The organism is Streptomyces sp. NPDC007896 (assembly GCF_042959425.1).
Taxonomy (GTDB): Bacteria; Actinomycetota; Actinomycetes; order Streptomycetales; family Streptomycetaceae; genus Streptomyces.
On record NZ_JBIBKX010000011.1, the window covers coordinates 293,424 to 313,294 of the forward strand.

The following is a 19,871-nucleotide window of genomic DNA, read 5'->3' on the forward strand; positions in this document are numbered from 1 at the left end:
CCTCACAGCTCTTTTGCCAGCCGGTGGATGAAGTCACGCGACCGTTCGGGGTCGAGTGATGCGGCTTCCACCTTACGGAAGCGCGTTCGGAAGGCGCTGAGTTGTGCTTCGGAGTCGATGAAGGCCGAGCCATGAGGTACGTCACGCACCACCGTGTCCAGTTTGAGCACGGGGCCGCCCACGTAGGTCATGGTGCTGGCGGCCCTGGCGAAGCCGTCCAGATCGAAGGGGATGACGCGCACGGTGATGTGGTCCGCTTCGGAGATTTCCAGGACCCGGGCGAGTTGAGCCTGGGAGGCGGCGCGGTCGCTGACCCTGATGCGTAGGGCCGCCTCGTGGATCACCAACTCGTACGGGATGGTGATCTCCTGGCGTGCCATTCGGTGACGGACGCGCAATTCAAGCTCGTCATGCGTGAGTTCGGGCACTCTGGAGGAGAAGACGGCACGGGCGTATTCCTCCGTCTGCAGCAGGCCCGGTACGTACAGGACCGCCACATCGCGCCGGAAGGAGGCGTGGTGGTTCAGTTCGGAGAGGTCCAGGAACGACGTGGGCAGCAGGCCCCGGTACTCCTCCCACCAGCCGCGTGTCCGATCGGTGGCCAAGGCGACCAAGGAATCGATGAACTTGCTGTCTTCGCAGGCGTAGTGGGACGCAAGTCGGCGCAGACGTTCCTCGCTCACCCCCGAGAGACCGGACTCGATATGGCTGAGCTGGACGGGGCTCACTCCCAGCAGCGCTGCCGCCTGGCGGCCGCTGAGGCCTGCCGCCTCGCGGAGTCTGCGCAGTTCGACCGCCAGGCGCATCTGGCGTGCCGTCGGGTCGCGCCTCGTCGTCATCGACTGCTCCTCGGTGCAACGCGCCTGTAAGCGCAACTCGTTCGGGGTCAGATTACGCGGTCGGCTTGCCCAACCGAAACATTAACCCCTACCGTCGGTGACGCGACGCACACACTGTGACACCCCGGGGCACCGGAAGCGCACCGCTCCGTTCTGCCGTGACGGCTGCGTCAATGCCACCGCCCGAAACCGCCGCGTATCTCCAACTCCCCACCGGCCGAACGGAGTTCACCCATGCCCGAAACCGTCGCCGAGCCCTGGGAGTACATGATGTACATCCCCCACGACCTCCGCGCCGTCACCGTCAGTCGCCGTACCGTCCGCCTGATCCTCACCCTGCACGGACTGATCCGCCTCACCGACGTCGGCGAGCTGGTCGCGGCCGAGCTGGTCTCCAACGCCGTACGGCATACGAAGGGGCAGGCGGCGCTACGGGTGCAGTGGCGGGCCGGGGTCCTGCGCATCGGCGCCCGGGACGCGGACCCGCAGCCGCCGGAACCGTCCCTGCCGTGGGACCGGGTCGCGGACGCGGAGGAGGGGCGCGGCCTCGCCCTCGTGCGGGCCTGCGCCGATCTGTGGGGCTGGCAGCCGCTGGCCAGGAACGGGCAACGCGGCAAGTACGTGTGGTGCGAGCTGGCGGCGGCCTAACACTGCAACGGTGTTTGCCGTGGCGGGTGGGCAGTTGGCACGTGCCCGGTCTGCTGTTCGACTTCCTCCGCTTTCCCGTAACGGCGCGTCGACTCGCTTGTCACAGGGGCGTCTTGATGCAACTCCAGTCGCAACGCCCTCCCGGCGGCGGGTCTCCTCTGAAGCAGCAACGCCCGCTCAGCCGGAGCGAGCGCGACGACACCGCTTCCCAGGAGTACCGATGCGCGTCAAGAAGATGTCCGCCCTCGCTCTCATCGTTGCCGCTGCCGGCCTCTCGCTGACCGCGTGCGGCAGCAGCGACGGATCCAGCGCTTCCGCCGACACCAGCGCGTCCCACACCAGCGCGTCCACCGCCGCGAGCAGCTCCACCGCCGCGAGCAGCTCCACCGGCGGCCAGGACTCGACCTCGACCGCTGGTTCCTCCTCGTCCGGCTCCTCCACCGGCTCCACCAAGGGCAGCGGGCTGACCGCCCAGAACCAGTCCGCGACGTCGGGCTCCATGTGCAAGACCGACCATCTCGCCCTCAGCGCCTCCGCCACGGGGGTCAAGAACCAGATAGTCGTCAACCTGAAGAACACCGGTTCCGGCAAGTGCAGCATGCACGGCTTCCCGGGCGTCCAACTCGTGGGCCCCGACGGCCTGGGCGACACCGGGCCCGACGCCGCCCGCACCGACGTCTCGGGGTCCACCGTCAGCATCGGGCCCGGCGAGGAAACCCGCTTCCTGCTGCGCTACATCCCGAGCACCAGCGGCTCGGCCAAGACCTACACCCGGCTCTCCGTCACCCCGCCCAACGAGAAGGTCTCGGAGATCGTGAATCTCAACGACCTGGCCATCACCATCGCCGCCCCCAGCGGCGGCGCTCCCGACGTCTATGTCGACCCCATCGGCTACCACGTCGGCTCCGGCAAGTGAGCCCAGTGACATCCCGCGGGGGCCCTCCCTCCTGAGAGGATCACTCGCACCGTACGGATATGCGAATGCAGGGTGGGGAACATGGGCGTTCTGGTGCTGGCCGGTCTCCTGGTGCTTGTCGTCGGTGGGTGCGTGTGCGTGGTGTGGGCGTCGCGCGGCGGGCCCCGCTGGGTCCGGGGCGTGGCGGCGGTGACGCTCGTCGTGGGGCAGCTGGTGCGCGCCGCCGTGAAGAGCAACGGGCGACGGAGTGTGAATCAGTCCAGCAGCGACGGTGACTAGCGCGGGCGAGGAGGCTCGTCCCGACGCCGGCGTTAGGCCGTTTGTCCCGCTGTGGGGGTTCCCGCTGCGACCCGTGGGCCCGTGCCCTCTTATTCTCGGACACGACCTTTCGAATACAAGAGGAGCAGTGCCATGGGACAGAACGTCTTCTTCGAGGTGTCCGCGGACGGGGAGCCGCTCGGCCGGATCGAGTTCAAGCTGTACGACGACGTGGTCCCGGAGACGGCCCGCAACTTCCGTGAGCTGGCCACCGGTCAGAACGGGTTCGGCTACAAGGGCTCGCCGTTCCACCGTGTCATCCCGGACTTCATGCTGCAGGGCGGTGACTTCACCAACGAGAACGGCACCGGCGGCAAGAGCATCTACGGTACGAAGTTCCCGGACGAGAACTTCAAGCTCAAGCACACCAAGCCGGGCCTGCTGAGCATGGCCAACGCCGGCCCGAACACCAACGGCTCGCAGTTCTTCATCACCACGATCGTCACCGACTGGCTCGACGGCAAGCACGTCGTCTTCGGCGAGGTCGTCGAGGGCATGGACGTCGTCAGGGCCGTCGAGAAGCTCGGCAGCCGTTCCGGTGCCACGTCCAAGAAGATCGTCATCTCGGACTCCGGCACCGTCTGAGAGATCCGGGCCAGGACTCGTCCGGCCGTACAGCACAGAGATCGAGCGGGAACGGCTGCGGCCGTTCCCGCTCGATTCGTATCGGGCACCCCTCGCCTCTCCGCGGCGTGACGCGTACCACACCGCATGAATTTCGGCTCGCCCTGTAAGAAGTGGGCCGTCACGCGCATTGCTTGGTGAGAGAGCCGATATGAGGGGATGGCGTGTGACACATGCCCAACGCTTCAGGGACGTCTACGAGGAGTGCTATCCGCGCGTCCTCGCCTATGCCACGAGTCTGGTGGGTCGACAGGTAGGCGAGGACATCACGAGCGAGACGTTCACCGTCGCCTGGCGGCGCGTGCGGGACATTCCGCAACCCGCGCTGCCCTGGCTCCTGGGAGTGGCCCGCAACCTGGTGCGCGAACTGCGCCGCCGGGACAGCCACCAGTACGCCGTCGCCGCCCAGGAGGCCCAGCGCATCAGCAGCGGAGCCCGGAGCAACGTCGGGGACGTCGCGGCGGACGTGACCGACCGGGAAGCCGCGTTGCAGGCCCTGGCGAGTCTGTCCGACGCCGACCGGGAGCTGCTGACTCTGATCGCCTGGCACGGGCTGAGCCCCAAGCAGGCGGCACGGGTCCTGGGCTGCACCATCGCGACGCTGACCGTCCGGCTGCACCGGGCCCGTCGCCGTCTGGAGAAGGCCTTGGACGCGGTGCCCCCGGCGGAGACGGCGTCCGTGGCGACTGCACAAGCGCCGCCTGCACGGGTGCCGCCCGCACCAGCGCCGCCCGCACCAGCGCAGACCGCGCAAGTGCCACCCGCTCGGGCCCCGCACCGCAGCACTGATCGCAAAGGAGCACTCACATGAAGAACACCCGCGAACGGTCCGGGCGGCCCGACGTCATGACGGTGCTCGCGGGCGCCCGGCCCGACGAACTCGACCCGGCCCGGCTGGCCGACTCCCCGCGGCAGCACGACGACCTGGCACGCATCCTGGCCGGAGCGACGGACGGTCACGCGGCACGCTCCCAGGAACCGCGGCGCCTCCGGGTCGGGATCCGGCCGCTCGGGACCGTCGTGGCTGTCGCGGCCGTCGCTGCGTCCGTGATGGTCGTGAGCACGCTCGACCGGCAGGATCCTTCAGGCGTGCGCGCGAGCGCCCATCCGCAGTCCTCCGCCGCCACGCCGGGGTCGGCTTCGGCCGAGTCGGAGGGTCGCGCCGACGTCCAGGTCGACGGCCGTCTCGAACTGCTCAGCGTGGCGAAGAAGGCGGAGACACCGGCCGCCGAGGGAACGTACTGGCAGACCACCACGCGCTCGCAGGACGTGAACGTCGTCGGTGCGAAGGGACAGCTCTTCGCCGTGCGCACCACGTCGACCGGGGAGTGGTCGGTGGGTGTGCGTCCGGGAACCCGGAGCCTGATGGTCTCCGGTCTGGACGACGTGACCGCGCCCCGCACCGAGGCGGACAAGGCACGCTGGCGGGCCGCGGGCTCGCCCGCCACCGTGCGGGCCGAGGTCTCGACAGCGGCCGGATCGGGAACGCTGGGGTACAGGATCGGAACCGGGCGGCCGATGGTCATGCGGACCGACGCCGACGACAAGATCTACGCCCTCGGCCCGCGGAACGTCTCGTACCAGGATCTGCGCGAACTTCCCTCCAGCGGTGCGGAGTTGCGCCGTCGGCTGGAGAAGCTGTACGGAGAGGACAGCAGCGGTGCCGAGACCGGCGGCGGCCGCACGGCCTATGTGCTGCGTCAGGCGGCCGACCTCATCACCATGCCGGTGAAGCCCGCCGTACGGGCGGCCGCGTATCGGGTGATCGCGGACCTGCCCGGCGTCCGGGGGCTCGGGCGTGTCACCGATCCACTGGGGCGTGAGGGCGTCGGTGTCGCGTTCCCCGGCACGGCGCGGACCCCGCTGGGAAGCGTGCAGCAGCGGCTGGTCGTGGACCCGTCCACCGGCGCGATGCTCTGCGAGCAGAGCGTGCTGGTCGAACCGTCGGCCAGGGCCCGGGAAGCGGGTCTCGACGCGGGGACGACGGTGAACTACGAGGCGACGACGCGGATGAGCTGGGGCGAGCGCCAGATCACGGTGCCGAAGAACGCCAAGCACTGAGCTCGGGCAATCAACGCCGAGAGGTCGGCACGTCGGCGGCCGTCCGGCCCATAGGGTGCTGGACATGAGCATCATCGGGGTCGGTATCGACGTGGCCGAGATCGACCGGTTCCTGGCGGCGCTGGAGCGTACGCCGGGGCTGGCCCATCGGCTCTTCCTGGATCAGGAGTTGCACCTGCCGAACGGGGAGCGCCGCGGCATCGCGTCCCTGGCCGCGCGCTTCGCCGCGAAGGAGGCGGTCGCCAAGGCGCTGGGCGCTCCGGCGGGCATGCACTGGACGGACGCGGAGGTCTACGTCGAGGACAGCGGCCGGCCGCGACTGCGGGTCACGGGGACGGTGGCGGCGCGCGCGGCCGAACTGGGCGTCCGCTCGTGGCATGTGTCGCTGAGCCATGACGCGGGGGTGGCCTCGGCGGTGGTGGTGGCGGAGGGGTAGGGGTAGGTCCGGGGAGGCCGGTTGTCCGGCGGCCGGAGCGGCGCGGTGAGCCCGCGTACGGGAGACTCGACCCATGCGTACTGCGTACAGCGTGGAGACGGTCAGGGCGGCAGAGCGTGAGTTGATGGCGCGGCTTCCGGAGGGTGCGCTGATGCAGCGCGCCGCGGCCGGACTGGCCGCTGCCTGCGCGGACTTGCTGGGACGGGTGTACGGCAGCCGGGTCGTGCTGCTCGTGGGCAGCGGGGACAACGGGGGCGACGCCCTGTACGCCGGGGCCCGGCTGGCGCGGCGGGGGGCGGGGGTCACCGCCGTGCTGCTCGCGCCCGAACGGACGCATGGCGCGGGCCTGGCCGCGCTGCGGCGGGCCGGGGGCACGGTGGCCGGGTCCGGCGCCGCCGAAGAGTTGATCCTGCGGGCCGACCTCGTCGTGGACGGGATCGTCGGTATCGGGGGCAAGGGCGGGCTGCGGCCCGAGGCGGTGCCGCTGGCCGAGTACGCCGCGGACTCCCGGGCGGCCGTGGTCGCCGTGGACCTGCCGAGCGGGATCGAGGCCGACACGGGAGAGGTCCGGGGCACCGCCGTCCGCGCCGATCTGACGGTGACCTTCGGGACGCACAAGCCCGGACTGCTGATCGACCCGGGGCGTGAGTACGCCGGTTCCGTACGCCTCGTCGACATCGGGCTCGAACTGCCCGAGGAGGCCGAACTCGAGGCCCTTCAGCACGTGGACGTGGCGGCGCGGCTGCCGGTGCCCGGGGCCGAGAGTGACAAGTACCGGCGCGGGGTCCTCGGGATCGCGGCCGGGTCCGCGCGGTATCCCGGGGCCGCCGTGCTCGCCGTGTCCGGGGCCTTGCGGGGTGGGGCGGGGGCGGTGCGGTACGTCGGGCCCGCGGCGGATGCCGTGATCTCCCGCTTTCCCGAGACGCTCGTGTCGGACCAGGGGCCCGAGCGGGCCGGGCGGGTCCAGGCGTGGGTGGTGGGGCCCGGGGTCGGGGACGACGCGTCGGCGGTGGCGCAGGTGCTCGGGGCGGACGTGCCGGTGCTGGTGGACGCGGACGGGCTGCGGCTCGCGGACCGGTCCGCCGTACGGGCCCGCACCGCGCCCACGCTGATGACTCCGCATGCCGGGGAGGCGGCGGCGTTGCTCGGGGTTTCGCGGGAGTCGGTGGAGGGGGCTCGGCTGGCGTCGGCGCGGGAGTTGGCGCTTCGGTACGGGGCGACCGTGCTGCTGAAGGGGTCGACGACGCTGGTCGCCGACCCGGCGGGCGGTGCGGTGCGGGTGAATCCGACGGGGACGGCGTGGTTGGCCACGGCCGGGAGCGGAGACGTGCTGTCGGGGCTTGCGGGGTCGTTGCTCGCGGCGGGGCTGTCGGCGTTGGACGCGGGGAGTGTGGGCGCGTATCTGCATGGGCTGGCGGGGAGGCTCGCGGCGGACGGGGCGCCCTTGGGGGCGCATGATGTCGCGGCGGCGATTCCGGAGGCCTGGCGGGACGTCCGCGACGCGCTCCGCTGACTGCGCCGTTCTTTGGCTGCGGGTGGGTGGGGCTGGGCGCGCAGTTCCCCGCGCCCCTGGGGCGGGGCTTCGCCCCAGCCCCCGGGTGGGTTCTTTGGCTGCGGGGCGGTAGGGGCTGGGCGCGCAGTTCCTCGCGCCCCTTACGGGGGCGCTGCGTTGCCCATTACGGGGGACCCCGTCCGCGCGGCTCACCCCCGCTCGCCCCGGGGTTGCGTATCGCTGGTCGCATGATGATGAGCAGACGAATGAGATGCCGGAGCGTGGGAGTGCTCCTCGCGCTGCTGGTGGTGATGCCGGTGGACGGTGCGGCGGCGGAGGCCGGGCCCCCGGCGCCCGGCCCGGGGAGCGAGCTGGTGCCCGGCGTGCCGCCGGGGCCGCATCAGCCGTGGCTGGTGGACACGCCGGACCAGATGCTGCCGCCCAAGGTGTACAGACCGAGCGCGCAGGAGGACGCCGTCGAGCCGAGGGACGCCCCCGCGGAGACGGACGCGCTCATCGAGTACGTCCCCCTCGTCGAGGCCGTCGCGGGCAAGTCCGTGACGTGCTCCAAGCTGACCGGGCCGTACCAGCGGCAGGTCGAGCGGTGGCTGAAGCTGAAGGTCGACGGGAAGCAGTCGGCGAGGGACTGCGCCGCCATCCGGGCGTTCCAGACGAAGGAGGGGATCAAGCCGAACACCGGCTTCGCCGGCCCCGTCACCTGGGCCCGGATGCAGCTGATGTCCGCGAAGAAGAAACCGAACGCGTCCAAGAAGTGTCCCGTGCGGTCGTATCGGGTCGCGTGTGTGGATCTGACCCGGCAGCTCACCTGGGTGCAGAAGGGGAAGAAGGTGCTGTGGGGACCGGTGCCGATGCGCAGCGGGCGGGCCGGGTACCGGACCAGGACCGGCTGGTTCAAGGTCTACTGGAAGCACAAGAGCCACTGGTCGACGCTGTACAACACCCCGATGCCGTACAGCCAGTTCTTCAGCGGCGGAGAGGCCTTCCACGCCATCTACGGCAGCATCTACGACCCGAACGGCTCGTACGGCTGTGTGAATCTGCGCCTCGCCGACGCCCGCTCCCTGTGGAACGTCACCAAGACGGGCGACCACGTGTACGTGTGGGGCCGCAGGGCCGGCACCTGACCGTCCTCCGGGGGCTCTCGGGCCCCTCTGAGACACTGGGGGCGCGATGAACGACACAGCACCCCTGCGCGCCCGCGCAGAGATCGACCTGGCCGCCCTGCGTGCCAACGTGCGGACCCTGCGTGCCCACGCGCCGTCCGCGGCCTTGATGGCCGTGGTCAAGTCCGACGCGTACGGCCACGGGGCGGTCCCGTGCGCCCGCGCGGCGCTGGAGGCGGGCGCCACCTGGCTCGGCACCGCCACCCCCGAGGAGGCCCTCGCCCTGCGCGCGGCCGGCCTGACAGACAGCCGGATCATGTGCTGGCTGTGGACGCCGGGCGGGCCGTGGCGGGAGGCCATCGAGGCCGACCTCGACGTGTCGGTGAGCGGGATGTGGGCCCTGCGGGAGGTCACCGCCGCGGCCGAGGCGGCCGGGATCCCCGCCCGGGTCCAGCTCAAGGCCGACACCGGGCTCGGTCGCGCCGGCTGCCAGCCCGCCGACTGGCCCGAACTCGTGCGTGAGGCGCTGCGCGTCGAGGAACGCGGGCTGATCGACATCACCGGTCTGTGGTCGCACTTCGCCTGCGCCGACGAACCCGGGCATCCCTCCATCCAGGCCCAACTGAACCTTTTCCGCGAGATGGTGACGTACGCCGAGGAGCGGGGCGTGCGCCCCGAGGTGCGGCACATCGCCAACTCGCCGGCCACGCTGACCCTCCCCGAGAGCCACTTCGACCTCGTACGGACGGGGATCGCGGTCTACGGCATCTCGCCCAGCCCCGAGATCGGCACCCCGGCCGACTTCGGGCTGCGCCCGGTGATGACGCTCAGCGCGTCCCTCGCGCTGGTGAAGCACGTACCGGGGGGCCACGGGGTCAGTTACGGGCATCACTACGTCTCCGCGGGTGCCACCACCCTCGGCCTCGTCCCCGTCGGCTACGCGGACGGCGTGCCGCGCCACGCCTCCGGCACCGGACCGGTGCTGGTGGGCGGCAAGTGGCGGACGGTGGCGGGGCGGGTCGCGATGGACCAGTTCGTGGTCGACCTGGGCGGGGACGAGCCGGTGCCCGGTTCGGAGGCGATCCTGTTCGGTCCGGGTGACCGGGGCGAGCCGACCGCCGAGGACTGGGCGCGGGCGGCGGGGACGATCGCGTACGAAATCGTCACCCGGATCGGAACCCGAGTGCCGCGCGTATACGTGAATAAGGAACAAGGCGGGTAACCCGCAAGGAGTACAGGGGGTGCCCCGCGTAGGGCAACAGGGCAACAGGACATAGTTGCACCATCAGTGGTACCTCCGGCACCACCCTGAGCACGACCGGCACCACCCCCAGCACGACCTTCTGAAGTGAACGACACCCCGGCGAAGAGGAGCGGTACGTGAGCGAGAGCAGCGCGGAGGCCGTCACGGACGTCGCCGCGGCGGCCGTCGCCTCCGCCGCCGGGAACTGGCGCAAGGCCGGTATCGCCGGCGTCGCCATAGGCGTGGTCGCCGCGGGCGCCGCCGCCGGAGTCGCCATAGAGCGGCTCACGGTGGGCCGCGGCATGCGCAGCAAGGCCCGCCTCGCGCTCGACTCGACGGGCCCCTACGGCTCGCTGCGCGGCACGCCCGGCAAGGCGTACGCCGACGACGGCACCGAGCTGTACTACGAGGTGGACGACATCGAACAGGATGTGACGTTCACCCCGCGTCGGCGGCGGCTCTTCGGGCGCAAGGCTCCCGCCCCCGTCACCGTCGTCTTCAGTCACGGGTACTGCCTCAACCAGGACTCCTGGCACTTCCAGCGGGCCGCGCTGCGCGGTGTGGTGCGCACGGTGCACTGGGACCAGCGCAGTCACGGCCGCTCCGGGCGCGGGGTCGCGCAGACGCAGGACGGCACACCCGTCTCCATCGACCAGCTCGGCCAGGACCTGAAGGCCGTCATCGACGCGGCCGTGCCCGAGGGGCCGATCGTGCTGGTGGGGCACTCCATGGGCGGGATGACCGTCATGGCGCTGGCCGACGAGTACCCGGACCTCGTCCGCGAGCGGGTCGTCGCCGTCGCGCTCGTCGGTACGTCGTCGGGGCGGCTCGGTGAGGTCAACTTCGGGCTGCCCGTCGCGGGCGTCAACGCGGTGCGGCGAGTGCTGCCCGGTGTGCTGAAGGCGCTCGGTCAGCAGGCCGCCTTGGTGGAGCGGGGGCGGCGGGCCACGGCCGACCTGTTCGCGGGGATCATCAAGCGGTACTCGTTCGCGTCCCGGGACGTCGACCCGGCCATCGTGCGGTTCGCCGAACGGATGATCGAGGGCACTCCGATCGACGTCGTCGCGGAGTTCTACCCGGCGTTCACCGAGCACGACAAGACCGAGGCGCTCGCGTACTTCGCCGAACTGCCGGTACTGGTGCTGGCCGGGGTCGGCGACATGGTGACACCGAGTGAGCACAGCGAGGCGATCGCGGATCTGCTGCCGGACGCCGAACTGGTGCTCGTCCCGGACGCCGGGCACCTGGTCATGCTGGAGCACCCCGAGGTGGTCATAGACCGTCTCGCCGACCTCTTGATGCGTGCGGGCGCCGTCCCGGCAGGGGCTACCGTGGGTGGCTATGGAAGCACCAGCAGCAGCGCACAACCCGGCTGAGCCCGCCGCCGAGGGCGTGAACGTCCGGATCACCGTCAACTCGCCCGAGCAGATGCGGGAGTTGGGCCTTCACCTGGCCAAGCTGCTGCGCGCGGGCGATCTCGTGATGCTGAACGGGGAGCTCGGCGCGGGCAAGACGACGCTGACGCGCGGACTCGGCGAGGGGCTCGGCGTACGGGGCGCGGTCACCTCGCCGACGTTCGTCATCGCCCGTGTGCACCCCTCCCTGGGTGACGGTCCGCCGCTCGTGCACGTGGACGCGTACCGGCTGGGCGGTGGCCTCGACGAGATGGAGGACCTCGACCTCGACGTGGCGCTCTCCGACTCGGTGATCGTCGTGGAGTGGGGCGAGGGCAAGGTCGAGGAGCTGACCGACGACCGGCTCGACGTCGTCATCCACCGGGCCGTCGGCGACACCACGGACGAGGTGCGGCACGTCACGCTCACCGGACTCGGGGAGCGCTGGGCGACGACCGATCTGAGCGTGCTCGCGGCCTGATCACCCTGGGTGAGGGTTCCGGGGGCGTGAAGGTTCCGACAAGTCGTCGGCAAGATGTTGCGTTCGGTGTCTCGGCCGTGGTCACATGGACCTCAGTCCGTAGTTAGGTCTACCTAACCACGCGTGCCCCCGAATCCCCAGGAGGCGTCCATGTCGGCTTCGGAACGTGACGTGCCGGTGCGGCCGGTGCAGCAGCCGTGCGGTGGGGTGTCGATGCGGGATCTGTTGGCGTCGTGTGCGGCCGCCGACGCGGTGTCCAGGCCGCCTCGGGCGCCCCTGCCGGAGGCTCCGTGTGCGGCTGAGCGGTCCCGCAAGGCGGCGTGAGCGCTCCGCGGAGGCGTGGTTCTTCGGCTGCGGGTCCGGTGGGGGCTGGTCGCGCAGTTCCCCGCGCCCCTGACGGCGCGCTTGCGCGCAGGTCCGCCGACTAGCGGATGACGACTACCTTCACGCCGATCGTCGCGAAGTTCCACATCGCGGTGCCGTCCTTGCGGGACTCCCGGATGCCGCCGAGTTTCTTGGTGGAGTCGGGGGAACCCGTGGAGCCGTCTATGGCGGAGCTGAAGCCGATCGTCACGCCGTCGACGAGGGCGAAGCGGACGACGTGCTCGATCTGGGCGCCGTCCGATCCGGTGACAGCCTTGGAGCGGGAGGTGACGGCGTAGCTGCCGACCGCGGGGTCCACCGTGCCGGCGGTGACCTTGAAGGTGCGCTCGGTCCTGTTGTTCGCGGCGACCAGCCACACGCGGTCGTCGTCGACCGAGTAGACGACCCGCTCACCCCTGCCGGAGGCGGCCGGCAGCGCCACCGGGTTCTTCTTGTCCCGGGGTGCCTTCGTGGTGGGGACCTTGGGGGTCGCGCCCGCGAGGGGCTTGCTCAGGGTGTCGGGTACGTTCGCGGACGCCTGGTAGGCGAGGAAGCCGACCACCGCGACAGCCGCCGCGGTGAGCCCGGCCACGAATCCCGAGCTGCTCCTAGCCACCTTGTGTACCCGCCTCTCGTACCGCGTTCGTGTCCATTACGTCCTTTGTGGTGACGGTAGCAGTCGCCACCCCGCAGACCGGGGCGGCCGTGCGTCGCGCTCGGGCGCCGTAGGCTGTTTGCGTGCTCTTGCTCGCTCTGGATACCGCCACCCCCGCCGTGACCGTCGCCCTGCACGACGGCACGTCCGTCATCGCCTCGTCGAGCCAGGTGGACGCGCGCCGGCACGGAGAGCTGCTGCTGCCGGCCGTCGACCGGGTGCTCGCCGAGGCAGGCCTCAAGCTGGACGCCGTCACCGGCATCGTCGTGGGCGTAGGCCCCGGCCCGTACACGGGGCTGCGTGTCGGCCTCATGACCGCCGACACCTTCGGCCTCGTGCTCGGCGTGCCCGTGCACGGCCTGTGCACCCTCGACGGGCTCGCGTACGCCGCCGACGGCACCGGCGTCGAGGGGCCGTTCGTCGTCGCGACGGACGCCCGGCGCAAGGAGGTGTACTGGGCGCTGTACGACGACCCCCGTACGCGTGCCTCCGAGCCCGCCGTCGACCGGCCCGCCGACATCGCCGGGACGGTTGCCGGTCTGCCCGCCGTGGGCGCGGGTGCGCTGCTCTATCCCGACACCTTCCCGGACGCCCGTGCTCCCGAGCATGTCTCGGCGGGCGCGCTCGCGTCCCTGGCGGCGGAGAAACTCGCCGCGGGCGAGGAGCTCGTGGCGCCCCGGCCGCTCTACCTGCGCCGCCCGGACGCCCAGGTGCCCAAGAACTACAAGGTGGTCACCCCGAAGTGACCGCCGAGCTGCGCGAGATGCGCTGGTGGGACATCGATCCCGTACTGGAGCTGGAGAAGGACCTCTTCCCCGAGGACGCCTGGTCGCGGGGGATGTTCTGGTCCGAGCTGGCCCACGCCCGCGGGCCCGGGGCGACGCGCCGGTACGTGGTCGCGACCGAGAGCGGCCGGCTCGTCGGATACGCCGGGCTCGCCGCCTCCGGCGACCTGGGCGACGTACAGACCATCGCCGTACGACGTGATCAGTGGGGCACCGGCCTCGGCGCCCGGCTGCTGACCGAGCTGGTGCGGGCCGCGACCGCGTTCGAGTGCGCCGAGGTCATGCTCGAGTGCCGCGTGGACAACGTCCGCGCGCAGAAGCTGTACGAGCGCTTCGGTTTCGAGCCCATCGGCTTCCGCCGCGGCTACTACCAGCCGGGGAACGTCGACGCCCTGGTCATGCGGCTGCACACCGCGTCCGGCAGCGGCTCCGCCGCGGGTTCACCCTCAGTAAACGGCGTACAAGGAACAGAGAGCAATGGCTGACGAACCGCTGGTCCTGGGTATCGAGACCTCCTGCGACGAGACCGGCGTCGGCATCGTCCGCGGCACCACGCTGCTCGCGGACGCCATCGCGTCCAGCGTCGACGAGCACGCCCGTTTCGGCGGCGTCGTGCCCGAGGTCGCCTCCCGCGCCCACCTGGAGGCGATGGTGCCGACCATCGACCGGGCGCTCAAGGACGCGGGGGTGAGCGCGAAGGACCTGGACGGCATCGCGGTCACCGCCGGTCCCGGCCTCGCCGGCGCCCTCCTCGTCGGCGTCACCGCCGCCAAGGCGTACGCCTACGCGCTGGGCAAGCCCCTCTACGGCGTCAACCACCTCGCCTCCCACATCTGTGTGGACCAGCTGGAGCACGGCCCGCTGCCGGAGCCGACGATGGCCCTGCTGGTCTCCGGCGGTCACTCCTCGCTGCTGCTGTCGACCGACATCACCTCGGACGTCCGCCCGCTGGGCGCGACCATCGACGACGCGGCCGGCGAGGCCTTCGACAAGATCGCGCGCGTGCTGAACCTGGGCTTCCCCGGCGGTCCGGTCATCGACCGGTACGCCCGCGAGGGCGACCCCTCGGCGATCGCGTTCCCGCGCGGCCTGACCGGCCCGCGCGACCCGGCGTACGACTTCTCCTTCTCCGGGCTGAAGACGTCCGTTGCCCGCTGGATCGAGGCCAAGCGGGCGGCGGGTGAGGAGGTGCCGGTGCGTGACGTGTCGGCCTCCTTCCAGGAGGCGGTCGTCGACGTGCTGACCCGCAAGGCCGTACGGGCCTGCAAGGACGAGGGCGTCGACCACCTGATGATCGGCGGTGGCGTGGCCGCCAACTCACGGCTGCGGGCGCTGGCCCAGGAGCGCTGCGAGGCCGCGGGGATCCGGCTGCGGGTGCCGCGGCCGAAGCTGTGCACGGACAACGGGGCGATGGTGGCCGCGCTGGGCGCGGAGATGGTCTCCCGGAACCGGGCCGCCTCCGACTGGGACCTGTCGGCCGACTCGTCACTGCCGGTGACGGACCCGCATGTGCCCGGTCGTTCGCACGGGCACGGCCATGATCATGATCATGTGCACGAGGTCTCGAAGGAGAACCTGTACTCGTGACCGTCGCGTTGATGTGGGAGGCACGGGCCGTCCCCGGGCGGGGCGAGGAACTGCTCGCCTGGGTGCGGGGACAGGAGCCGGCGAGGCAGCCGCTGCGGCGGGAGATCCTGCGCGCGCCGCAGGACCGGGTGCTCGTCATCACCTGGTGGGATGCGGCCTACGACGCCGAGCTCCCCGAACTCCCGGAGCCGGACGGGGAGTTGGTGACCCGGGCGGTCCATCGGTGGCGGTTCGAGTCGGTCTCCTGACGTCTTCGTTTCCGTCGTCGTTTCCGGCTGGGCTTCACGCCGACCTCGCTTTTCCGGAAGACTCCTGCAAAGTTTCGTCCGTGGGTGTGGAACGGTAGAGGGGCGGTTCGACGTGTCGACGGAGGTGGGCGCAGTGGCCCGGGAGAGCATCAAGAACAAGGTGACGATCACCGAGATCGCCCGGCAGGCCGGCGTCTCGGTGCCCACCGTGTCGCGTGTCGTCAACGGCCGCTCCGACGTCTCGCCGGAGACCCGGGCCCGCATCGAGGACCTGCTGCGGCGCCACGGCTACCAGCGCAGGTCGTCCGCGCCCGGAGACCGGGCGGCCCTGATCGACCTGGTCTTCAACGATCTCGACAGCCCCTGGGCCGTGGAGATCATCCGGGGGGTCGAGGAGGTCGCGCACGCCTCCGGAGTGGGCACGGTGGTGTCCGCCATCCACGGTGCGTCGGGCTCGGCCCGGCAGTGGATGACCAATCTGCGCGCCCGCGCCTCGGACGGCGTGATCCTCGTGACCTCGGTCCTCGAACCCCGGCTGCACGAGGAGTTGCGGCGGCTCGGGGTGCCGCTCGTCGTGGTCGATCCGGCGGGGTCCCCGACTCTGGACATACCGACCGTCGGCGCCGCCAACTGGGCGGGCGGGATGGCGGCGACGGAGCATCTGCTCGGGCTCGGGCACCGGCGGATCGGCTTTGTCGCGGGGCCGGTGCGGTTGCTGTGCTCGCGGGCGCGGCTCGACGGGTACCGGGCGGCGCTGGACGGGGCGGGCGTCGCGGTCGACGACGCGCTGATCGTGCCGGGGGACTTCTACCACCAGGCCGGCTTCGACGGCTGCAACACGCTGCTCGACCTGGAGGAACCGCCGACCGCGGTGTTCGCGGCGAGTGACCAGATGGCGCTCGGGGCGATCGAGGCGTTGCGTCGGCGGGGGTTGCGGGTGCCCGAGGACATGAGTGTCGTCGGGTTCGACGATCTGCCGGAGGTCCGGTGGTCGGCGCCGCCGCTCACGACGGTGCGGCAGCCGCTGGCGGACATGGGGAAGCTGGCCACGCGGACGGTGCTGCGACTGGCCCTTGGCGAGGACCCGGTCTCTCCTCGGGTTGAGTTGGCGACCGAGTTGGTCGTGCGGGCGAGTACGGCGCGACGGGGTTGAGGGGCCCCTCAGGGGCGGGGCGTCTGAGGGCGATTCGGCGGCTGCGGGTGATTCGTGGCCGGTCGCGCAGTTCCCCGCGCCCCTGAAGGGGCGCTGATCCCGGCGTGCCCGAAGGGGCGCGGGGAACTGCGCGACCAGTCCCCACCGGCCCGCACTCGAAGAACTTCCGATATTTGTCAGGGGCGTTGACACGGCTGTCCCGCACCCGTAACTTCCGGCGCACTCGGCCGATAATTATCGGCTCTCTTCCGGAAGGTGTGCGATGCGAGCGTTGGGCAACACCTACACCTCTTTCTCCCGCCGGAGGTTCCTGGCGGCATCCGCTGCGACCGGACTGGGCGCGGCCGCCCTGAGCGCGTGCGGTTCCTCCGACAGCGGGAACAGTTCGGGCAAGACCACGATCGAGTGGTGGAACATCACCACCACCCAGCCCGCGAAGAAGCTGTGGGCCCAGCGCGCCAAGGACTTCGAGGCCGCGCACCCGGACGTGAAGGTCAAGGTCGTCACGCTGGAGAACGAGGCGTACAAGTCGAAGATGACCGCGCTGACCACCTCCGGGAAGCTTCCGGACGTCTTCCACACCTGGGGCGGCGGAGTCCTCAAGCAGCAGATCGACGCGGGTCTGGTCGAGGACCTGACCGACAAGACCGCCTCCTGGACGAAGGACTATGTGCCCGCCTCGCTGGCGGCCTACCAGTTCGACAAGAAGACGTACGCGGTCCCGTTCGACATCGGCATGGTCGGCTTCTGGTACAACAAGGCGCTCTTCAAGAAGGCCAAGATCGACACCCCGCCCACCACCTGGTCCGGCTATCTCGACACCATCAGGGCCCTCAAGAACGCCGGGATCACGCCCATCGCGCTGGCCGGCAAGGAGAAGTGGCCCGGCATGTACTACTGGGCGTATCTGTCGATGCGCGTCGCCGGGCTGGAGGCGATGCAGAAGGCCGCCACCGACGCCGACTTCACCGGCGAGGGGTTCGTCACGGCGGGTCAGCACCTCAAGGACCTCGTCGCGCTCGAACCCTTCCAGAAGGGTTTCCTCGGCGGGGCCTACTCCGACCCCAACGGTGAGGCGGCCCTGATGGGCAACGGCAAGGCGGCCATGGAACTGATGGGCCAGTGGGCGCCGACCGTCGAGAAGGACTCGGGCAAGGGCATCGGCGACGACCTGGGCTTCTTCTCCTTTCCCTCCGTGGAGGGCGGAAAGGGCGCGCTCACCGAGGTGTTCGGCGGGGGCGGCGGCCACGCGGTGCGCAAGGGGGCGCCGGACGCGGCGGTGGAGTTCCTGAAGTTCTTCGCGGAGAAGGAGTTCGCCGAGACGCTCGTCAAGGAGACCGGCCTGATACCGGTGTCCAAGGACGCGCGCCCCGCGCTGACCGACCCCAACCTCACCGCCGTGTCGGACGCCCTGAACAACGCCACCGGCTTCCAGCTCTACCTCGACCAGGCGTACGTCCCCGCCGTCGGCCAGGAGATCAACGACAGCGTCGCGGCGCTCATCGCCGGGTCCAAGTCCCCGGAGCAGGTCACGCGTTCGGTGACCCAGGTCGCCAAGAGCGAGAAGAGCTAGCGGCCGGCGATGACGCACTCGACCTCGACCTCGACCGCGTCGACGTATGTGCCCCATCGCGGCAAGTCGACCGGTGTGGCGGCCGTTTCACCGGGCCAAGGGCCCCGCCGTCCCGCCCTGCGGCGCGTACGCGACTGGTTCGCGGCCTTCGTCTTCACCATCCCGGCGCTCGCCCTGTTCGGGATGCTCGTCCTCCTGCCGATGGGCTACGCCTTCTACGTCAGCTTCTTCAACTGGGGCGGGTTCGGCTCGCCCACCGACTCCGTGGGGTTCGACAACTACACCCGGCTCTTCCAGGACCCGGTGTTCCTCGGGGACCTGTGGCGCGGCGTCCTGCTCGTCGCCTTCTCCCTCGTCCTCCAGCTGCCGTTCGCGCTCGCCATGGCCGTGCTGCTCAACCAGAAGCTGCGCGGCCGGGCCGTCTACCGGATGCTGTTCTTCGCGCCGTACATCCTGTCCGAGGTCATCACCGGCGTGCTGTTCGGCATGATCTTCGCGCCGGGCGGCGGACTCGCCGACAAGGTCCTCGGCGCGGTCGGTCTCGACGGCCTGGGCGGGCTCTGGTTCGCGGGTCAGAACACCGTCCTGCCCACCCTCTTCCTGGTCATGACCTGGAAGTACTTCGGCTTCCACATGATGCTCTACCTGGCAGGCCTCCAGGGCATCCCGGCGGAGCTGCACGAGGCGGCACGCATCGACGGCGCCGGCAGCTGGCAGCGCTTCCGCCACGTCACGCTCCCGCTGCTCGCGCCGACCCTGCGGATCAGCGTGTTCCTGTCCGTGATCGGCGCCATCCAGCTCTTCGACCTGGTCTGGGTGATCTCCGCGGGCGGTCCCGACCACCACTCCGAAACCATGGTCATCAGCATGTTCCAGTACGGCTTCAAGCGCTACCAGATGGGCTACGCCAGCGCGATCAGCGTGGCGATGTTCCTGATCAGCCTCGTCTTCGCCCTCGCCTACCAGCGTTTCGTGCTGCGCCGTGACACCGAAGGAGCCATCACCACCATGCGAGCAGGCCGATGAGTGCGGTCGTGAAGAGCACGGTCCCGGAAAACACGGTCCCTGAGAGCACGGTCCCGAAGAGTGTCGTACGCCGTCGCAGGCTGCGCTCGCTGCCCGTGTACGTGATCCTGTGGCTGGTCGGCGCCGTCATGGTGACGCCACTGCTGTACGCCCTCGTCTCCGGCTTCAAGTCCACCGACCAGCTCTCCAGCAACACCTTCGGCCTTCCCCACCCCTGGGTGACCTCGAACTACACCTCGCTGCTCGGCTCGGGATCGTTCTGGCGGTCCGTCGGCAGCAGCACCCTCATCGCGGTCGCCACCGCCCTGCTGACCGTGGGGGCGTCGGCGCTCGCCGCCTACGCGCTCGCGCGGTTCGCCTTCCGGGGCAGGGAAGTGCTCTTCACCGTCTTCACGATGGGGCTGATGTTCCCCTTCGCGGTGGCGATCCTGCCGCTGTTCATCCTGCTGCGCACCTTCGGGCTGCTGGACAACCCCTGGGGCGTGATCCTGCCCCAGGCCGCCTTCGGCCTGCCCATGACGATCGTCATCCTGCGCGGTTTCTTCCGGGAGATCCCCGGCGAACTGGAGGAGGCCGCCACCCTCGACGGCTGCTCCTCGTTCGGCTTCTTCTGGCGGATCCTGCTGCCGCTGGCCCGCCCGGCGCTCGGCACCATCTCCGTCCTCGCCATCGTGGGCAGTTGGAACAACTTCCTGCTCCCCCTGCTCGTCTTCAGCGAACCCACCTGGTGGACGGTCCCCGTCGGCATCCAGCAGTTCCAGGGCCAGTACGCCTCCGACGTGGCCCGCATCTTCGCCTATCTGGTCCTCGCCATGGCGCCCGCCCTGGCCTTCTACGCGGTCGCCGAACGACAGCTGATCGGCGGCATCACGCTCGGCGCGACCAAGGGCTGAACACCAGCCCCT

The 19,871-nt window shown here is 70.7% G+C and carries 22 protein-coding genes; 20 read left to right on the forward strand and 2 right to left on the reverse strand.

Going from position 1 to position 19,871, the window contains the following annotated elements; translation table 11 throughout:
• Nucleotides 1-2: 2 nt before the first annotated feature.
• Nucleotides 3-839 carry a Scr1 family TA system antitoxin-like transcriptional regulator gene (locus ACFZDJ_RS32870; RefSeq protein ID WP_390939993.1) on the reverse strand — a complete coding sequence of 279 codons (837 nt, stop codon included), beginning with the start codon at nucleotides 837-839 and terminating at the stop codon, nucleotides 3-5.
• Nucleotides 840-1,073: 234 nt separating this feature from the next.
• On the opposite strand from ACFZDJ_RS32870, the gene ACFZDJ_RS32875 reads away from it, so the two are divergent.
• The 12 genes from ACFZDJ_RS32875 to tsaE all read left to right on the forward strand — a co-directional run bounded on the left by ACFZDJ_RS32875 (nucleotide 1,074) and on the right by tsaE (nucleotide 11,576).
• Complete coding sequence (locus ACFZDJ_RS32875) at nucleotides 1,074-1,487, forward strand: ATP-binding protein (protein ID WP_391064206.1); 414 nt, start codon at nucleotides 1,074-1,076, stop codon at nucleotides 1,485-1,487.
• Between the two features lie 220 nt (nucleotides 1,488-1,707).
• Nucleotides 1,708-2,403, forward strand: a complete 696-nt coding sequence (locus tag ACFZDJ_RS32880) for a DUF4232 domain-containing protein (RefSeq protein WP_391064208.1) — start codon at nucleotides 1,708-1,710, stop codon at nucleotides 2,401-2,403.
• Between the two features lie 81 nt (nucleotides 2,404-2,484).
• Nucleotides 2,485-2,682 (forward strand): hypothetical protein, encoded by a 198-nt coding sequence (locus ACFZDJ_RS32885; RefSeq protein ID WP_168510353.1) that lies wholly within the window; start codon nucleotides 2,485-2,487, stop codon nucleotides 2,680-2,682.
• Nucleotides 2,683-2,814: 132 nt separating this feature from the next.
• Nucleotides 2,815-3,306 (forward strand): peptidylprolyl isomerase, encoded by a 492-nt coding sequence (locus tag ACFZDJ_RS32890; protein ID WP_390939997.1) that lies wholly within the window; start codon nucleotides 2,815-2,817, stop codon nucleotides 3,304-3,306.
• Between the two features lie 205 nt (nucleotides 3,307-3,511).
• Nucleotides 3,512-4,156 carry a sigma-70 family RNA polymerase sigma factor gene (locus ACFZDJ_RS32895; protein ID WP_391064211.1) on the forward strand — a complete coding sequence of 215 codons (645 nt, stop codon included), beginning with the start codon at nucleotides 3,512-3,514 and terminating at the stop codon, nucleotides 4,154-4,156.
• Nucleotides 4,153-5,406 carry a CU044_5270 family protein gene (locus ACFZDJ_RS32900; RefSeq protein ID WP_391064213.1) on the forward strand — a complete coding sequence of 418 codons (1,254 nt, stop codon included), beginning with the start codon at nucleotides 4,153-4,155 and terminating at the stop codon, nucleotides 5,404-5,406. The genes ACFZDJ_RS32895 and ACFZDJ_RS32900 overlap by 4 nt, the downstream gene beginning before the upstream one ends.
• A gap of 64 nt (nucleotides 5,407-5,470) precedes the next feature.
• On the forward strand, nucleotides 5,471-5,842 hold the full coding sequence (locus ACFZDJ_RS32905) for a holo-ACP synthase (RefSeq protein WP_060895278.1): 372 nt from the start codon (nucleotides 5,471-5,473) through the stop codon (nucleotides 5,840-5,842).
• A 73-nt stretch (nucleotides 5,843-5,915) separates the two neighbouring features.
• Nucleotides 5,916-7,355 (forward strand): NAD(P)H-hydrate dehydratase, encoded by a 1,440-nt coding sequence (locus tag ACFZDJ_RS32910; protein WP_390940003.1) that lies wholly within the window; start codon nucleotides 5,916-5,918, stop codon nucleotides 7,353-7,355.
• Nucleotides 7,356-7,600: 245 nt separating this feature from the next.
• Complete coding sequence (locus ACFZDJ_RS32915) at nucleotides 7,601-8,479, forward strand: L,D-transpeptidase family protein (RefSeq protein WP_390940005.1); 879 nt, start codon at nucleotides 7,601-7,603, stop codon at nucleotides 8,477-8,479.
• 46 nt (nucleotides 8,480-8,525) lie between these two features.
• Nucleotides 8,526-9,680 (forward strand): alanine racemase, encoded by a 1,155-nt coding sequence (gene alr / locus ACFZDJ_RS32920; RefSeq protein ID WP_384909245.1) that lies wholly within the window; start codon nucleotides 8,526-8,528, stop codon nucleotides 9,678-9,680.
• A gap of 158 nt (nucleotides 9,681-9,838) precedes the next feature.
• Nucleotides 9,839-11,077, forward strand: a complete 1,239-nt coding sequence (locus tag ACFZDJ_RS32925; RefSeq protein ID WP_391064216.1) for an alpha/beta fold hydrolase — start codon at nucleotides 9,839-9,841, stop codon at nucleotides 11,075-11,077.
• Nucleotides 11,043-11,576, forward strand: coding sequence for a tRNA (adenosine(37)-N6)-threonylcarbamoyltransferase complex ATPase subunit type 1 TsaE (gene tsaE / locus ACFZDJ_RS32930; protein ID WP_384909249.1), 534 nt, complete (start codon nucleotides 11,043-11,045; stop codon nucleotides 11,574-11,576). Before ACFZDJ_RS32925 ends, tsaE begins: the two co-directional genes overlap by 35 nt.
• 424 nt (nucleotides 11,577-12,000) lie before the next feature.
• On the opposite strand, the gene ACFZDJ_RS32935 is transcribed toward tsaE, so the two are convergent.
• The gene (locus ACFZDJ_RS32935; RefSeq protein ID WP_390940011.1) at nucleotides 12,001-12,555 is read right to left on the reverse strand and encodes a hypothetical protein; all 555 of its coding nucleotides are present in this window, start codon (nucleotides 12,553-12,555) and stop codon (nucleotides 12,001-12,003) included.
• Between the two features lie 122 nt (nucleotides 12,556-12,677).
• Here ACFZDJ_RS32935 and tsaB point away from each other — a divergent pair, with 122 nt between their 5' ends.
• The 8 genes from tsaB (at nucleotide 12,678) to ACFZDJ_RS32975 (ending at nucleotide 19,859) form a co-directional block, all read left to right on the forward strand.
• The gene (gene tsaB / locus ACFZDJ_RS32940; protein WP_384909253.1) at nucleotides 12,678-13,340 is read left to right on the forward strand and encodes a tRNA (adenosine(37)-N6)-threonylcarbamoyltransferase complex dimerization subunit type 1 TsaB; all 663 of its coding nucleotides are present in this window, start codon (nucleotides 12,678-12,680) and stop codon (nucleotides 13,338-13,340) included.
• A gap of 17 nt (nucleotides 13,341-13,357) precedes the next feature.
• Nucleotides 13,358-13,864, forward strand: a complete 507-nt coding sequence (gene rimI, locus ACFZDJ_RS32945; protein ID WP_391064354.1) for a ribosomal protein S18-alanine N-acetyltransferase — start codon at nucleotides 13,358-13,360, stop codon at nucleotides 13,862-13,864.
• On the forward strand, nucleotides 13,857-14,966 hold the full coding sequence (gene tsaD / locus ACFZDJ_RS32950) for a tRNA (adenosine(37)-N6)-threonylcarbamoyltransferase complex transferase subunit TsaD (protein WP_168510373.1): 1,110 nt from the start codon (nucleotides 13,857-13,859) through the stop codon (nucleotides 14,964-14,966). The genes rimI and tsaD overlap by 8 nt, the downstream gene beginning before the upstream one ends.
• Nucleotides 14,963-15,214, forward strand: coding sequence for a hypothetical protein (locus tag ACFZDJ_RS32955; RefSeq protein WP_168510375.1), 252 nt, complete (start codon nucleotides 14,963-14,965; stop codon nucleotides 15,212-15,214). The genes tsaD and ACFZDJ_RS32955 overlap by 4 nt, the downstream gene beginning before the upstream one ends.
• Before the next feature lie 112 nt (nucleotides 15,215-15,326).
• Complete coding sequence (locus ACFZDJ_RS32960; RefSeq protein ID WP_384909257.1) at nucleotides 15,327-16,367, forward strand: LacI family DNA-binding transcriptional regulator; 1,041 nt, start codon at nucleotides 15,327-15,329, stop codon at nucleotides 16,365-16,367.
• Between the two features lie 262 nt (nucleotides 16,368-16,629).
• Nucleotides 16,630-17,940 (forward strand): extracellular solute-binding protein, encoded by a 1,311-nt coding sequence (locus tag ACFZDJ_RS32965; protein WP_391064221.1) that lies wholly within the window; start codon nucleotides 16,630-16,632, stop codon nucleotides 17,938-17,940.
• A 9-nt stretch (nucleotides 17,941-17,949) separates the two neighbouring features.
• Complete coding sequence (locus ACFZDJ_RS32970) at nucleotides 17,950-18,966, forward strand: ABC transporter permease subunit (RefSeq protein ID WP_391064223.1); 1,017 nt, start codon at nucleotides 17,950-17,952, stop codon at nucleotides 18,964-18,966.
• 128 nt (nucleotides 18,967-19,094) lie between these two features.
• Nucleotides 19,095-19,859: an ABC transporter permease subunit gene (locus tag ACFZDJ_RS32975; RefSeq protein ID WP_391064358.1), complete on the forward strand. Its 765-nt coding sequence runs from the start codon at nucleotides 19,095-19,097 to the stop codon at nucleotides 19,857-19,859.
• Nucleotides 19,860-19,871 lie beyond the last annotated feature (12 nt).